The 16,181-nt window shown below is 71.0% G+C and carries 6 protein-coding genes; 1 reads left to right on the top strand and 5 read right to left on the bottom strand.

Features of this window, described 5'->3' with window-relative positions:
* Positions 1–61 precede the first annotated feature (61 nt).
* Positions 62–1,852 carry a DNA repair helicase XPB gene (locus Pla163_RS10150; protein ID WP_145187428.1) on the bottom strand — a complete coding sequence of 597 codons (1,791 nt, stop codon included), beginning with the start codon at positions 1,850–1,852 and terminating at the stop codon, positions 62–64.
* The gene (gene uvrA, locus Pla163_RS18985; RefSeq protein ID WP_419185784.1) at positions 1,849–7,773 is read right to left on the bottom strand and encodes an excinuclease ABC subunit UvrA; all 5,925 of its coding nucleotides are present in this window, start codon (positions 7,771–7,773) and stop codon (positions 1,849–1,851) included. The genes Pla163_RS10150 and uvrA overlap by 4 nt, the downstream gene beginning before the upstream one ends.
* 377 nt (positions 7,774–8,150) lie before the next feature.
* On the opposite strand from uvrA, the gene Pla163_RS10140 reads away from it, so the two are divergent.
* A complete protein-coding gene (locus Pla163_RS10140) occupies positions 8,151–11,669 on the top strand; it encodes a CotH kinase family protein (protein WP_145187425.1) in 3,519 nt (1,172 codons plus the stop codon).
* 58 nt (positions 11,670–11,727) lie between these two features.
* On the opposite strand, the gene Pla163_RS10135 is transcribed toward Pla163_RS10140, so the two are convergent.
* Genes Pla163_RS10135 through Pla163_RS10125 form a run of 3 tightly spaced genes read right to left on the bottom strand, consistent with a single transcriptional unit; the run spans position 11,728 to position 16,176 of the window.
* A complete protein-coding gene (locus tag Pla163_RS10135; RefSeq protein WP_419185783.1) occupies positions 11,728–12,660 on the bottom strand; it encodes an inositol monophosphatase family protein in 933 nt (310 codons plus the stop codon).
* Positions 12,657–14,441 (bottom strand): D-alanyl-D-alanine carboxypeptidase/D-alanyl-D-alanine endopeptidase, encoded by a 1,785-nt coding sequence (gene dacB / locus Pla163_RS10130; RefSeq protein ID WP_145187419.1) that lies wholly within the window; start codon positions 14,439–14,441, stop codon positions 12,657–12,659. The genes Pla163_RS10135 and dacB overlap by 4 nt, the downstream gene beginning before the upstream one ends.
* A 49-nt stretch (positions 14,442–14,490) precedes the next feature.
* The gene (locus tag Pla163_RS10125; protein ID WP_145187416.1) at positions 14,491–16,176 is read right to left on the bottom strand and encodes a M28 family peptidase; all 1,686 of its coding nucleotides are present in this window, start codon (positions 16,174–16,176) and stop codon (positions 14,491–14,493) included.
* Positions 16,177–16,181: the final 5 nt, after the last annotated feature.

The following is a 16,181-nucleotide window of genomic DNA, read 5'->3' as shown; positions in this document are numbered from 1 at the left end:
TCGGCGATGCCGCGCGGGCGCCGTCGATGTGGGCCGAGGTCCGTGCGACGCGCGAGCCGCGTCAGTCGAGCCTCTCCAGGTCGATCGTTCCGTCGTCCGTGGCGACGGGAATCTCGAGGATCTCGTACGAGTAGCCCTGCTCGGTCAGGAAGAGCTGACGCTTCTGGGCGAACTCCTGGTCCTTCGTGCCGTGCGACACGAGTGCATAGAAACGCGCGCCGCCGCCGTCGTCCTTGGGGCGCAGGATGCGGCCGAGTCGCTGGGCCTCCTCCTGGCGCGAACCGAAGGTGCCGGAGACTTGGATGGCGACGTTCGCGTCGGGCAGGTCGACGGCGAAGTTGCCGACCTTGGAGACGACGAGCGCGGGCTCGCGACCGGCGCGGAAGTCCGCGTACAGGCGCTCGCGATCGGCGTTCGGCGTCTTGCCCGTGATGAGCGGAACGTCGAGCCGCGCCGAGAGAGCGCGCAACTGGTCGAGGTACTGGCCGATCACCAGGACGCGGTCGCCGGCGTGGCGAGCGAGCAGCGCGGCGACGACGTCGTTCTTCGCCGGGTTCTCGGAGGCGATGCGGAACTTGGCGCGCGCGCCGGCGGCTTCGTACAGACGCTTCTGCGCGACCGGGAGCGCGACGCGCAGCTCGATGCAGCGCGCGGGTGCGATGAAGCCCTGGCGTTCGAGCACACGCCACGGCACTTCGTAGCGCTTGGGTCCGATCAGGCAGAAGACCTCGTCCTCGCGCCCGTCCTCGCGCACCAAGGTGGCCGTCAGGCCCAGTCGGCGACGCGCCTGGAGTTCGGCGGTGACGCGGAACACCGGCGCCGGAAGCAGGTGCACCTCGTCGTAGACGACCAGGCCCCAGTTCTCGCGCCCGAAGATCTCGAAGTGCTCGAACTCGCCCGTCTTCGTGCGGCGCCAGGTGAGCATCTGGTAGGTCGTGATCGTGACGGGACGGACCTCCTTGGTCTCGCCCGTGTACTCCCCCACCTCGTCCTCGGTGAGCTCGGTCTTGTCGAGGATCTCCTGGCGCCACTGCCGCACGGCGACGGTGTTGGACGTGAGGATCAGCGTCTTCTCGCCGACCAGGTTCATGGCGCCCAGTGCGACGACGGTCTTGCCCGCTCCACAGGGCAGTACGACCACCCCGCTGCCGCCGGTCACGTCACCGCCCTTGTAGAACGCCGCGGCGGCCGAGCTCTGGTACTCGCGCAGGGCGAAGTCGCGGCCGGTCAGCGTCCGCGAGCGCAGCCCGATCTTCCACGCGTCGCCCTCGCGGTAGCCACCCAGGTCCTCGACCGGGTAGCCGACGCGGATCAACGCTTGCTTGAGCGGTCCGCGCCCGAACTCGTCCAGGTGGACGCGGCCGGTCGCTTCGTCGACCTCGACGATCTCGCGCACGCTCGCGTAGCCGAGTGCGTCCGACAGCGCGTTCGGGTCGCGCGAGAGGAGTTCGAAGCGCTCGCCCGAGCGCTCGATGCGCAGGAGTCCGTAGCGCTCGAACCACTCGCGCAGATCGGTCTCGACGTTGGCGGGCACGGGGACGCACGACAGTTCGTGCAGACGAAGGACCACGTCGTCGGCGGTCATCCCCAGCGCGGCGGCGTTCCAGACCGAGATCGCCGTCAAGCGGTAGCTGTGCAGGTACTCGGGGCTCTTCTCGAGTTCGGCGAACTGGCTCAGGGAGTCGCGCGCCTCGACGTAGCGCGGATGCTCCTCGGTCGTCGGTCGCCCCTGTTCGTCGCGCACCACGTCGCCGTGTTCGTCGACGCACGTGCGCACGGTGTGCAGCAAGAGGCTGCGATCGGCCTGGACGATCAGCGGGTTGTCGGGGCGCGGAACGACGGGGGCGGTCACGGGCGCACCTCCCCGGTGGAGCCCGACGCGCGTCCGGTGGACTGCTTCTTCGTCGTGCTCTTGGAGGTCTTCTTCGCCGCCTTCTTCTGGGCCGTGCCCGACTTCGCGCCCGCGCCCTTGCGTGCCGCCGCCTTCACCACCGGCGTCGGTGCCACGAGGAACGGCGCCGTCGGCGTGTCGCCCAGCGCCAACTCCTCGGGGGTCCCGACGGCCAGGATCCGGCCGCCGCCCTCACCGCCCTCCGGTCCGAGTTCGACCAGTCCGTGGCACGAACGCAGCAGTTCGGTGTGGTGCTCGATCAGGACGACCGCGTTGCCCTTGGCCGCCAACTCGTGCAGGACCAGAGCGAGGTGTTCGACGTCGCCCGCGTGCAGGCCGGTGCTGGGCTCGTCGAGGACGACGACCGAGCGCTCGCCCTTCGCCGCGTCGAGCAGTTCGCGCGCCAACTTGACCCGTTGGGCCTCACCGCCGGACAGCGTCGTGGAGCTCTGACCGAGCGCGATGTACCCGAGTCCCACCCGCACGAGGGCCTCGAGTGTCCGCGCGAGCTCCGGTTGGTGCTCGAGCAGCTCGAGCGCTTCTTCGGCGGGCATCTCGAGCACGTCGGCGACGTTCTTGCCGCGGAAGCGCGCCTCCAGGACCTCGGGCTTGTAACGGCGGCCGACGCACTCCTCACAGGTGAGCCACAGGTCCGACAGGAACTGCATCTCGACCTTGACCGCGCCGCGACCGTCGCAGGCGGGACAGCGCCCGCGCGGCGAGTTGAACGAGAAGTGCGACGGTCCGAAGCCGCGCATGCGGGCCTCGGGCGTCCGCGCGAACAGCTCGCGCAGCGGCTCCATGAAGCCCACGGCGGTCGCCGGCACCGACGCCGGAGTCCGTCCGAGCGGGGACGAGTCGACGACCACGACTCGGCGCGGTGCGCGGTTGTTCGCGCCCACCACTCCGCGCCAGCGACCTTCGGGGTCCTCGCCGCGCAGGGCGGGGACGAAGCGCTCCAGCACGAGCGTGCTCTTGCCCGAACCCGACGGTCCGCAGACGCCGGTGATCTGGCCGAACGGCACGATCAGGTCGACCTTCTTGAGGTTGCGGCCACGCGCTCCCTCGACGCCGACGCGCTCGCCGGCGGGCAGGTCGCGCCGCAGCTTCAACAGGTCGATCTCGCCGCGCAGAGCACGGGCCGTGGCGCTGGTGGCGTGCCCGGCGACCTCGGACGGCGTGCCGCTCGCGACGACCTGGCCGCCGTGGCGTCCGGCGCCAGGCCCCATGTCGATCAAGCGGTCGGCGCGGCGCATGACCGATTCGTCGTGCTCGACGACGACGACCGTGTTGCCGAGGTCGCGCAGGTGTTCGAGCGCGTCGACGAGGCGGTCGATGTCGCGCGGGTGCAGGCCGACGGTCGGTTCGTCGAGCACGTAGCACACGCCCGTCAACTGCGAGCCGAGGCTCGCGGCCAGGCGCACGCGGCGCGCTTCACCGCCCGACAGCGTGTCGGCGCGGCGATCGAGCGTCAGGTACCCGAGTCCGACCCGTTGCAGCAGGCCGAGGCGCGTGCGCAGTTCGTGGACCACTTGGGCGACGGTCTCGCGCGCGGACTTCGCGAGGCGCAGACCTTCGAGCCACGTGGCCGCCGCGTCGATCGAGCGCTCGAGGAACTCGGGCATGCGCGTGCGCGCGACGCGGGCGTGGCGCGGCGCCGGAGCGAGGCGCTCGCCCTTGCAGGTCGGGCAGCCGCGGCGCGTCATGACCTTCTCGAGGATGCCGCGCCACTCCACGTCCTCGCTGCGCTCGTGCCAGCGGTCGATCGCGCCGCACAGACCCGTCCACTCGGCGCTGAAGTTCTCCTCCAGCTCGAAGTTCTGGCTCTCCTTGGTGATCTCGACGCGGTACTGGGCTTTGGCGCCCGTGCCGAACAGGAGGAGCTCGCGGTGCTTCTTGGGGAGCGAGTCGAAGGGCTTGGTGACCTCGACTCCGTGCTCGGCCGCGACGGCGCGCAGAAGGTGCTCGTGGTAGCCCTTGCCCTTCGTCAGATAGCGTCCGAGCTTGCCGGAGATCGACGTGGCTTCGCCGCTCTTGCTGGCGATCAGGGGCTGGCTCGGCGAGTCGATCAGGACGTCGGCGTCGCACTGCCAGCTGGCGCCGAGGCCGTCGCACGTCGGACAGGCGCCGACGGGCGTGTTGAACGAGAAGTGGCGGGGCTCGAGCTTCTCGGTCAGAGCGAAGCCGCACTGGCTGCAGGCGCCCACCGTCGAGAACTCGCGGCGCTCGCCGTCCTTGACCGCGACCGAGTAGCGGCCGCCGGCGAGGTGCGCGGCCTGTTCGCAGGCGTCGGCGAGACGCGCGCGGGAGCCCTCGTCGAAGGTCAGGCGGTCGACGACCAGGTCGATGCGTTCGGCGCCGCGCCAGGGCCCCTTGCCCGAGGCGCTGCGTTCGGCGTCCAGGCGCTGTTCGACACCGTCCACGAGCACGCGCGCGAAGCCGGCCTTGAGCCAGCTCTCCGCGTGCTCGTCGGCGAAGGCGGCCGGCGTCGTCGACGGCGACAGGGCCGCGCTGACCGGCGCGAGCACGTAGCCGCGCGAGCCTTCGAGTTCCGTCAGCACGCGGCGCGCCGCGAGGCTCGGCGACACGGGTTCGAGACGTTCGCCGTGCTCGGGACAGTGGGCGCTGCCGGCGCGCGCCCACAGGACGCGCACGAGGTCGTGGATCTCGGTCGTCGTCGCGATCGTCGAACGCGGGCTGCCCTGGGCCGTGCGCGCCTCGACGGCGACGGTCGGCGCGAGGCCGTCGATGCGATCCACCAGCGGGCGATCGCTCGAGGCCAGGAACTGGCGCGCGTAGGTCGAGAGCGACTCGACGAAGCGCTGGCGACCGGCCGCGTACAGCGTGTCGAGCGCGAGCGAACTCTTGCCGGAACCCGACGGGCCCGTGACGACCGTGAACGAGCCGATGTCGATGTCGGCGTCGACGTGCTTGAGGTTGTGCGCGTAGGCCCCGCGGATCTCGATGCGTGTGCGCGGCGTCGGTCGCGGTCCGGTCGTCGCGGTCAGCTCGGCGAACGTGTCGCCGTTGAGCGCTCGACCGGTCGCGCTGCGCGGCTCGGCCATGACGTCCTCGGGCGTGCCCTGGGCGATCAGCTCGCCGCCCGCGTGTCCGCCCTCCGGACCGAGATCGATCAGGCGGTCGGCGGCGCGCAGCACGTCGAGGTGGTGCTCGATCACCAGGACGGTGTGCCCCTTGTCGACGAGCTTCTGCAGCGCCTCGAGGAGTTTGGCCACGTCGGACGCGTGGAGGCCGGTGGTCGGCTCGTCGAGCGTGAACAGCGTGTGCTTGTTCGGCTGGCGCTGGAGGTACTTGGCCAGCTTCACGCGCTGGGCCTCACCGCCGGACAGGGTCGTCGACGGCTGACCGAGCGACAGGTAGCCGACGCCGACCTCGGACAGGGCGGCCAACGGACGCGCGATCTTCGGCTGGTCGGCGAAGAACGCTCCCGCGTCGTCGATCGTCATCGCCAGCACGTCGGCGATGCTCGCGCCCTTGAAGCGCACGTCGAGCGTCTCGGGGTTGAAGCGGTGACCGCCGCAGTCCTCGCACACGACCGTGACCGGCGCGAGGAACTGCAGTTCGATCAACCGCGCGCCCGCGCCCTGGCAGGTCTCGCAGCGACCGCCCGCGACGTTGAACGAGAAGCGACCGGGGCCCCAGCCCTGCATGCGCGCGTCCGGGTGTTGCGCGAAGAGGTCGCGGATCGGCGTGAACGCGCCCGAGTAGGTGGCGGGGTTCGAACGGGGCGTGCGGCCGATCGGGCTCGCGTCGACGACCACCAGGTCCTCGATGGCCTCGGCGCCGACGAGGCGGTCGTAGGGCTCGGGATCCGGACACTCGCGGCCCAGCTTGCGCGTCAGCGCGCGCAACAGGGTGCGGTTGACGAGCGTCGACTTGCCCGAACCGCTGATGCCCCCCACCGCGGTGAAGGTGCCCAGGCGCAGTTCCAGATCGACGCCCTTGAGGTTGAAACCGGTGGCGCCGGTCAGGTGCACGACGCGACCGTCGCCGACGCGCCGCACGTCGGGCGCCGGCATGACCAGTTCGCCGCGCAAGAGACGTCCGGTCGGCGAGTCGACCTTCGCGATGTCGTCGGGGGTGCCGACGCCGCACAGGCGACCGCCGTGGCGACCCGCACCGGGACCGATGTCGACGACGTGGTCCGCGGCGCGCAGGGTGGCTTCGTCGTGCTCGACGACGACCACCGTGTTGCCCTGGTCGCGCAGGTCGCACAGCGCGCCGAGCAGCTTGCCGTGATCGCGCGCGTGCAGGCCGACGGACGGCTCGTCCAGGACGTACATCACGCCCTGCAGGCCGGCGCCCAGCTGCGCCGCCAGTCGGATGCGCTGGGCTTCACCACCCGACAGCGTGTCCGCCGCGCGACTGAGCGAGAGGTAGCCGAGTCCCACGCGCGACAGGAAGCGCAGGCGGTGGCGGATCTCGGCCACGAGCGGTTCCGCGATGCGGCGCTGGCGTCCGGCGAGCGGCAGGTCGTCGAGCGCCTGTTCGAGTTCGCCGACCGGGCGTCCGAGCAGGTCCGGGAGCGTGATCGTGTCGAGCTTGACCGAGCGCGGGACGGCGCCCAGTCGCGAGCCCGCGCAGGTCGGACAGGTGGAGATCGACAGGAAGCGATCCACCATCTTCTTGCGCTTGCCCTCGCCGGCCGCCTTCTCGAGTGCACCGATCACGCCGTCGTAGCGACGCTTCCACTTGGCGCTGCCCTGGTAGCGGCGCCCGTTCCAGTTCATCGTGTCCTCGAAACGCTCCTCGCCGGTGCCGAACAGCACGACGCGGCGCGCTTCCGTCGGCAGCTCGCGCCAGGGTGTGTCGAGGTCGAAGTCGTGCGTGTAGGCGACCTGGTCGAGGAAGTCGAAGTCGACGCGCGGGAACAGCAGGGCTCCGCCGCTCGAACGGGTCACGGCCAGCGCGCCTTCGCGGATCGTCAACGTCGGATCGCCGACCACGCTGGCTTCGGTCGGACGGCGCAGGGTGCCGAGTCCGCCGCAGTCCTCGCAGGCTCCGTGCGGCGAGTTGAACGAGAACAGGCGCGGTTCGAGCGGCGGCGCCTCGCGGCCACAGGACGGACACGTGTGCCGCGTCGAGTACGTCGCCTCGCCCGAGTCGCCGAGCACGGCCAGGTCCCCTTCGCCCAGTTCGATCGCCGCGGCGATGGCCTCGCGCAGGCGCCCGACGTTCTCCTCGGTGGCCTTGAGGCGATCGACGACCACTTCGACCGTGTGGCGCTTGTAGCGCTCGAGCTCGGGCACCTCTTCGATGCGGCGGATCTCGCCGTCGACGCGCACCCGTGCGAAGCCGCGCTTGGCGAGGTCCTCGAGCAGCGTGCGGTGCTGGCCCTTGCGGTCGCGCACGAGCGGCGCGAGCACGTGGATCGGCTGGTCCGCGAAACGGTCGGTGACGCGGTCGAGCACCTGTCCCGGCGTCTGGGCCTCGAGCGGAACGTCGTGGTCGGGGCAGTGCGGCACGCCGGCGCGGGCGTACAGCACGCGCAGGTGGTCGTGGATCTCGGTCAAGGTGCCGACCGTCGACCGCGCGCTGCGCGACAGCGTCTTCTGCTCGACGGCGATCGCCGGCAAGAGTCCCTCGGCCCGCTCGATGTCGGGCTTCTCCATGCGCCCGAGGAACTGGCGCGCGTAGGCCGACAGGGTCTCGAGGAAGCGCCGCTGACCCTCGCGGAAGAGCGTGTCGAACGCGAGCGAGCTCTTGCCCGAACCGCTGACTCCCGTGACGGCGATCAGGGCGCCCTTCGGCAGGTCCAGATCGAGGCCGGCCAGGTTGTGGACCCGGACCCCGCGCAGCACGATCTGGTCCGATCCCGCCGACTCGGGCCGAGGGCGGGTGGGCCTGGTCTGGGGGGTCATCGAAGGGGGTCGGTGGTGCGAGGTCGGTGTTGGTCGGGACGCGGCCAGCCCATCAGGTTAGCAACGCGGGGCGGGCGGGCGCAGCGCTGCCCGGTCCCCGCGGCCCGGAACCGCGGATCCGGCGCAACGGGCGCTCTGCGAAGGCCTTGGGCCGATCCCCCCGGGCCCGATCCGCTCCTACGCGCACGGCGCTCCCCGGGCCCTCCCCCGGACGGGCACCAGGTGCCTTCGAGTTGCGCCGTGATCGAGCCCGCTCGTCGGGTCGACCCGGGGCATAGTGACGCGGGGAACCGTGGTGGGCGCCGCGTGGTTCGAGTGAACATCGAACGCGCGAGAGGGGTCCCAAGGGCCGCGCCCCCACTCGCACCGAATCGTCCATGACCTACGTCGCCTCAGCGTCGCTCGCCGCCCTCGTGGGCGCCCTCGTGCTCACCCAGCCCGCACTGGCGCAGACGCCGGTCGTCGCCGTGAATTGCGGCGGCTCGAGCCTCGCGGCCGGCGGGCGGACCTTCCTCGCGGACCAGCCCTACGGCCCCGGGGGATGGGGCCACGTGGGCGGTTCCAACGTGCTGACCTCGGAGACGCGCCTCGGGCCCGTCGACAACCCCTACGAGGAGGTCGTCCGCCGCGCGCGCTCGGGGTTCTCGGCCTACCGCTTCGACGTGCCGAACGGCGACTACCTGGTCCGGCTGCACCTGTGCGACATCCTCGAGCACGGACCCGGCCAGCGGCGCTTCCAGGTCGACCTCGAGGGCGCTCCGGCGATCCTGGGCCTCGACGTGGCGGCGCGCTACGGACACGACTACGCGGGCGTCTTCACCGCCGCCGTGACGGTCGCGGACGGACGCCTGGACCTCGAGGTGACGCCCGAGATCGGCGAGACGCTGCTCGGGGGGATCGAGGTGTTCGAGCTCACCGCTCCCCTCGCCGCCCCGCCGCAGCCCCAGGGCCTGACGGCGGACTGGAGCTACGGCGCCAACCTGGTGCGGTGGGAACGGAACGACGACCCCGGACTCGTCGCCTGGCGCATCGACGTGGCCGGCCAACTCGCGGGTCCCTTCACCCCGATCGCGCTCCAGTGGTCGCAGCCCGCGCGCTTCGTCGACCGCTCGGCGCCGATCGGCGTCGAACGCTTCTATCGCGTCGTCCCGATCGGCGTCGTCGTCCCGGGCGCGTTCGTCGAAGGTCCGGCGGGTCCCGTGGTGTCCGCCACCGCCCGCTCGTCGGACCAGTCGAAGCTGCCGGTCTACGAGCTCAGCGTCGCGCCCGCCGATCTGGCTCAACTGGACGCGCTGTTCCAGTCGGATCCGGACTTCGAGATTCCCGCGACCCTGCGCACGGACGGGAGCACCTATGCCGCGACCCTGCGCTACAGCGGGTTCACCTCGGCCGACGACCCGAAGAAGAGCCTCAAACTGCGCTTCGGCGCCGGTGACAGCTTCCAAGGTCGGCGCGAGTTCAACCTCAAGTCGCACTTCTCCGACGACTCGTTCCTGCGCCAGGAACTCTCGCGGCGGATGTATCTGGCGGCCGGCCACGAGGCGCCGCGAGCGGCCTGGGTCCACGTCCAGCTCAACGGCGAGTTCGCAGGGGTCTTCGAGGAACTGGAGGTGATCGAGGAGGACTTCCTCGAACAGCGTCTCCTGCCCGACGGACCGATCTACCAGGCCTACCTGAACTTCTCCGCGTCGATGTTTCCCATCGATCGCGCGACGAACGTTCCCTACGAGAAGGCCTACAAGAAGAAGACCGAGAAGGAACAGCCCTACGACGACCTGGTCCAGTTCATCGACGACCTGGACAGCGTTCCGAACTCGGAGCTGCGGACGTGGCTCGCGACGCAGCTCGACGTGGACGACTTCCTCGACTTCTGGGCCGCCACGTGCGTGGTCGCGGACATCGAGAAAGTGCTGCGCGACTACCACATGTACCGCAATCCCGACACCGGACGTTGGAGCGTGTACACCTGGGACACGGATGCGTCGTGGAAGCAGAACTTCCTCCCCTTCGACTTCGGATCGTTCCCGACCTGGGTCGGCGAGCACCAGTTGGCCGTGCGCGCGCTGAGCGACCCGGTCTGGAGTTTCCTCTACCGCCGGAAGGTCGAAGCACTGATCGACGGTGCTGCGAACCCGGAACAGGGCGGTGCCTTCGAGACGCTGTGGAACGAGCAGCTCGCGCTAATCGCCGACGACGTCCGGGCCGACTACCACAAGTACGGTTGGGACGATCCGAAGCCGTTCGACGACGCGACGAACACGTTGCTCCAACAGGTCGGCATCCGTCGGACGGCGATCGACGGTCAGCTCATGAACCTTCCGGCTCCCGTCGTTCCCCACGCGCCGTGGATCAACGAGGTGATGGCCTCGAACAGCGCGACGGTCACGGACCCGTCCGGTGAGTTCGAGGACTGGGTCGAACTCGCGAACGCGACGTCGCAACCGGTCGATCTCGGCGGCTACCACCTGACGGACGACCCCGCGGATCCCCAGCGCTTCACGTTCCCGGCGGGGACCATCCTGCCCGCGGACGGTTACCTCGTGGTCTGGTGCGATGGCGACGTGGCTCAACCCGGCCTGCACGCGTCGTTCGGACTGAGCGGAGCGGGCGAGGCCGTCGCACTCTTCGCACCCGGTGGCACCGAACTGTTGGACGTGCTGCACTTCGGGCCGCAGCGTGACGGACTGTCGTTCGCTCGCAGCGCGGGAGAAGTTCCCGGTGCGGTCTGGAAGCTCACCGCCGACCCGACGCCGGGCGCGCCGAACGTCGTCTCCGACAACCTCCCGCCGTGGCTGCGCCTGGTGGAACACGCGCCGAGCGCACCCGGTCCGGCCGATCCCGTCCACTTCACCGCCTTCGCCGACGACGAGGCGATCGACCGCGTCGAGCTGCGCTACAGCATCGGCGGCGGGCCCTTCCAGACCATCGAGTTCGATCAGCGCGGAGGCGGCTACTTCGAGCAGGACCTCGCCCCCCTGGGCGCCGGAGCGGTGCTCGAGTACTGGGTGCGCGCGGTCGACGTCGACGGCGACGAGACACGCTTCCCCGTCGACGCTCCGGCGTCACTCGTGCGCATCGAGACGCTGGTGCCGTCGACCGCCGGCCTGCGTCTCAACGAGGTCTGCGCCGACAACGATCTGATCGCCACGGACGCGCAAGGGCAGTTCGAGGACTTCGTCGAGATCTTCAACAGCGGCATCGCGCCGATCGATCTCACCGGCCACTTCCTGACCGACGATCTCACGAACCCCGGCAAGTGGGCGTTGCCCGCGGGCTTCGTCGTCCAACCGAAGGAACGCGTGCTGGTCTGGTGCGACGGCGACGTCGCGGACGGCCCCTGGCACGCCTCGTTCAGCCTCTCGAAGAGCGGTGAGGAGATCGGCTTATTCCGCGGCGTGGGCGTGGGCTTCGAGCTCGTCGACGGGTTCGCCTTCGGCCCGACTCCGAGCAACACGTCGCTGGGGCCGGTGCTCGACGGCGGCACCGGTCGTGTGCGCCTCTTCGACCCGACGCCGAACCAGCCGAACGCTCCGCTGCCCGGCGGACACGCTGGCTACGACAGCCTCGACGGTTCGGGCGCGCCCCTCGATCTCGAACTCGTGGGCTCGCTCGCCCTCGGCCAGGGCTTCCAGCTGATCACCCAGGGCGCGCCGCTCCAGCCCGCGATCCTGGCCATCGGATTCGCGCCGCTGAACGGTGACCTCGGGCCCGGCGCGCCCCTGCTCATCGACACCAGCGGCGCGCTCCTGCTCTTCGGCTCGAGTTCGGGAACGGGCGCGGCGTCGTTCGCCCTCGCCGTTCCCGCCCTACCCGCACTGACCGGTCTCGGCGCGTTCGCCCAGGCCGTGGTCGGAGTCCAACTCACGTCCGCGGTCCACCTGGTTCTGGGCAACTGACGCGCGTCGGTGGTGCGGGCTCCGCACCGGTCGGGGCGCTCGCGATCGAGGAGTCCGTCTAGTTCGGCTCCCAGGTCGCGACTGCCGCGTCCGTCCCCCCCGTGGAGTCGTCCGGCGCCGCGAACGGCGGACCCAGCGGCGGCCGTTCCGCGCCGGTGTGCACGTGGCGTCGCAGCGCGGCGACGAGCGCGGCCGGTCCCGCGACGAGGTCGCCCCGCGCGAGCCAGTCGTCGCCGCCGTCGAGGTCGGTGACCAGACCACCCGCTTCGCGCACCAACAGCGCACCGGCCGCGACGTCGTGGGGTTCGAGGTGCAGCTCCCAGAAGGCGTCGAGTCGCCCCGCCGCGCAGAACGCGAGATCGAGCGCCGCCGATCCCATGCGCCGCACGCCGCGCACGTGGGGGAAGACGCGCGCGAAGTTGCCGAGATTGCCGTTCGGCAGCTCGTTGCGGCGGTACGGGAAGCCGGTGCCCACCAGGGCGTCCATCAGATCGGTGGCGGTCGAGACGCGCAGCACTCGCCCGTCCGCGCCGTCCGCCCCCCGCTCGTCGAGCACGCGCGCGCCACAGCCGGCGGCCGCTGTGAACGTCTCGCCGAGCATCGGCGCATGGACCACCGCGACCAACGGCTGCGTTCCGCGGAAGAGCGCGATCGACACGCAGAAGAACGGCAGTCCGTGGACGAAGTTGACCGTGCCGTCGAGGGGGTCCACGTGCCACACCAGCGCGCCGTCCTCGTGCGTGCGCTCCTCCGCGCGGATCGCGTGCGTCGGGTGGGCCGAGCGAATCCGCCGCACGAGCAGTTCCTCCACCTCCACGTCGGTGCGCGTGACGAGATCGCGGCGGGTGGACTTCGAGGTGACGTCGCTCTGCCCCAGTCGACCGAAACGCGCGGCCAACAGAGCTCCGGCTTCGCGCGCCCACAGGACGGTCCGGTCGAGAACTTCGAGCCGGTCCGCGTCCGACTCCAGCGAGCCCTCGCCGTCGATCACGGCCGCTCCCAGCGCACGAGCTCGAGCGCGATCGCGTCGTGCATCGGCTTCCACGCGCTGGAGTTCAGGCCGTCGAGCCGCGGGTAGGACACGATGAACGAGAAGGCGAGTTCGCGCCCCTCGAGCGTGCTGACGTAGCCGCTCAACGCGCTCGCTCCGACGATGAAGCCGGACTTCGCGTGGACGCGTCCCGCGGCGTCACCGGTCATGCGGTCCGACAACGTGCCCGTGCGTCCGCCGACGGCCAGGGACTCGACGAACGGCATGCGCACGGCGTCCGGTTCCTCGGCGACCCTGGCCAGCAGTTCCGACAGGATCTCGACGGTGACGCGGTTGTCGCGGCTGAGGCCCGAGCCCCCCACCTGCACGAACGCGCTGGTGTCCGCGCCCATCGTCTCGAGCACTTCGCGAACGCGTGCGGCGCCGGACTCGCGATCGCCGCGCCCGAAGCGTTCGTGCCCGAGGGCCAGCAGGACCGCGTCCGCCACCGCGTTGTTCGAGTGCGTGTTGATCGCCTCGAGGTAGGTGATCCACGGCGTCACGAGGCGCGCCAGTTCGGTCCCGCCGGCCGCGTCGCGCTCGAGGCGGATGCGACCCTCGACGCGCACGCCCTCGGCGGCCAGGGAGGCCAGGAGCACGTGCCCGAAGTGATCGACGGGATCGGGGTGTCGGAAGCGTCCGGTGAACGTCGGCAGGTCGGCGCCGATGGAGCCGACCAGGTCGAGGCGCCCCGTGGCTTCGTACAGTCCGACGCGCACGTCGTTCGTGCGGCCCTTCACCGTCTCGACTGCGAGCTTCTCCTTCAGCCCCGTCGGCGAAGGGACGAAACGCGCGCGCGCCAGTGCTCCGACGGCACCGGGATCGACTTCGTACGAGATCAGGCCGGCGTTGACGCTCAAGCCCGCGGCGAGGGCGTAGCTCGACGTCCAGTGTCCGTTCGGTTGGGGCCAACCGGGTGCGGGCGAGGCGTCGGCGAACGCGCCCAGGTCGAGGACGAGGTCGCCGGAGACGCTGCGCAGTCCGCCGTCGACGAGGGCCGCGCCCACCTCGCGCAATCGGCGTTCCGCCAACTCGGGGTCGTCGTCGTCGAACAGGGGGTCGCCGCCGGCGCGCACGACGAGATCGCCTTCGAGTCGTGTTCCGACCATCTGGCCGGCCGCTTCGAAGCGCGTCACGAAGTTCCACTCCGATCCGAGAGCGACGAGCGCCGCGAGGCTCGTCACGAGTTTGAGGTTGGAGGCGGGAGCGAGGGCGAGCCGCGGCTGCCGCTCGAGGACGACGGAACCGTCCGCCAGATCGATCACGCGCAGGGCGACGGCGACGTTGCTCGCGTTCGCACGGCCTTTCGACGCGCTGGATGCGCGCGCGACCGCTTCCGCGACGAGCGTCTCGACGCGACCGACGAGCGCGGGCTCCGCGAGTCGGCGGCGGTCGTCCGAGCGCCGCCGCAGGCTCGGCTCGATGGTCGCGGGCGGTGCCGCGGTCGTGGTGCGCGGCCCTGCGGGCGCTGCGACCCCTCGACCCGTGACGCCGCGGCCCGGCGCACCATCGACGAGGTCACCGGCGACGAGGTGACCGGCGGCGAGGTCACCGGCGACCCGACCACCGAGGAAGGCGCCGCGCTCCGATGTCTTGGGCGCTGCCTCTTCGGCCTCGACGAAGCCCGTGTGTGCGCGCAGTCCGGGCCAGCCGCCGACCACGCCGATCGCGAGGCTGACCAAGAGGAAGGCGCCCAGCCAGATGGCGGCGCGCGGGGATCCGCCAGTGGACGACTCGCTCATCGGTTCGGTGGAGTTCGCTCGGCGCGGACGGTCGCAGGAACGCCGCCGCTCAGCGCTTCGGTGCCGGGAGGCGTTCGGGACGTTCGGTCAGCTCGCGCACCACCCCGTAGGCGAGCTTGGCGGTGTTCGCGATCTTCGCCACGTCGACGAGTTCGGGGAGGTCGCGCCACGTGTGGTAGTCGGGGTTGTCGGAGATCGGCACGTGCTCGAAGAAGAACAGCGCGGGAATCCCCACCTGGTGGAACGAGAAGTGGTCGGAGCGACGGAAGAGCTCCTGCCCCTCCTGCATCTCCACGTCCTTGATGCCGGTCTTGAAGCGTCGGCGCGCGTCGTCGATCACGCCCTCGAAGCCGGGGTTCTCGCGCACGCCCAGCGCGACGACACCCTTCGTCGGGCCGCGCCCGATCATGTCGAGGTTCACCATCGCGACGATCGACGAGCGCGAGACCGGCGGCGTGCGCGCGAGCGCGTCCGAACCGAGCAGGCCGTCCTCCTCGCTCGTGAACGCCATGCCGATCACCGAGCGCGGCGGCGGATCCGCGGCGAGGGCCTTCATTACCGCGAGCATGGCCGAGGTACCGGACGCGTTGTCGTCTGCGCCCACGCCGATGCGTCCGAGCGGGTCGGCGCCGATGTGGTCGAGGTGCGCACCGATGACCACGTACTCGCCGGCGAGCTCCGGGTCGGATCCGCGCACGATGCCGATCACGTTGGGCAGCGAGAGATTGCGCTGTTCGATGCCACAGGCCAGGGACACCTGCGGGCGTGCGCCCTCGAACGCCTTGGGCTTGCCGCGCTTGTCGATCGCATCCATGTGCGCGTCGAGATCCGCCTCGAGCAGTTCCTCGGCGAAGGTCCACGACACCTCGAGCGCCGGGATCGGCGAGGGTCCGTAGAAGGGCACCGTGCCGTCGGCCCACATGGCCCAGGTGTGGCGGAACCCCATGGGTTGACGTTCGGGCCACTGCGGCGGGACCGGGACGTCGCTCGGGTGCGCGCGTCGGACCACCAGTGCGCCGCGGACGCCGAGTTCCGCCAGCTTGACCAGCTTGCGGTACACGTTCGCCGCCTGGGTCAGCGTCGGTCCGTCGAGCACGCGCTTGTGACGCGGCTCGCCCTCGACCAGCACGGCGATCGCGCCGTCCAACTCGAGGTCCTTCAGCTCGTCGAAGCCCTTCACGCCGATGCCGTAGCCGCAGAAGACGGCCGGACCGGCGGCCTGGCCCTCGGCGCCGAGCAGGGCGGTGAAGTCGGCCCCCAGGCGCACGTCGCGCGCGAGTGGCGTCTTCAGGCTGGTCTCTTCGGGGTCGGGAGCCGGCATGCGCCGGGTGTAGAACGTCAGGTGGTCCTCGATGTCCTCGGGCGATTCGAGGCCGAGTTCCTCGAAGCGTCCCGCGACCCACTCGGCGGCGAACTCGAGTCCGAAGCTCGGACTGTCGCGGCCCTCGAGGTAGGGATTCGTCAGGAGCGCGATGTCCGCCTCGATGTCGTCCTCCTCGATCGTCTCGAAGCCGGTGGAGCCGTCGCTCCGCATCGCGACCGCGGACGACATGGCGGACGACATCGCTGACGACGCGGCGGGCTCGACGTGGTCCGCGACCGGCGGTGTGGGCGCGCCGGCGAGCGACGTGGCCGCCAGGAGTGGCCCGAGTGCAAGGACGCCGAGCGCCACGGGAAGTCCGATCCCCGCGGCGCGCACGAGGGTGGACGGCTGGTCGGTCTGAGAGCTGCGCATCCGGT

Source organism: Rohdeia mirabilis (genome assembly GCA_007750655.1).
Classification (GTDB): Bacteria; Planctomycetota; UBA1135; order UBA1135.
The sequence above is the reverse complement of the archived record's forward strand: the minus strand, read 5'-3'. Positions and strand labels throughout refer to the sequence as shown.

Bases quoted from the DNA above. Each gene is read 5' to 3' on its own strand.
- Pla163_RS10125 (WP_145187416.1), bottom strand. From the start codon at position 16,176: ATGCGCAGCTCTCAGACCGACCAGCCGTCCACCCTCGTGCGCGCCGCG.
- Pla163_RS10140 (WP_145187425.1), top strand. From the start codon at position 8,151: ATGACCTACGTCGCCTCAGCGTCGCTCGCCGCCCTCGTGGGCGCCCTC.
- uvrA (WP_419185784.1), bottom strand. From the start codon at position 7,773: ATGACCCCCCAGACCAGGCCCACCCGCCCTCGGCCCGAGTCGGCGGGA.
- dacB (WP_145187419.1), bottom strand. From the start codon at position 14,441: ATGAGCGAGTCGTCCACTGGCGGATCCCCGCGCGCCGCCATCTGGCTG.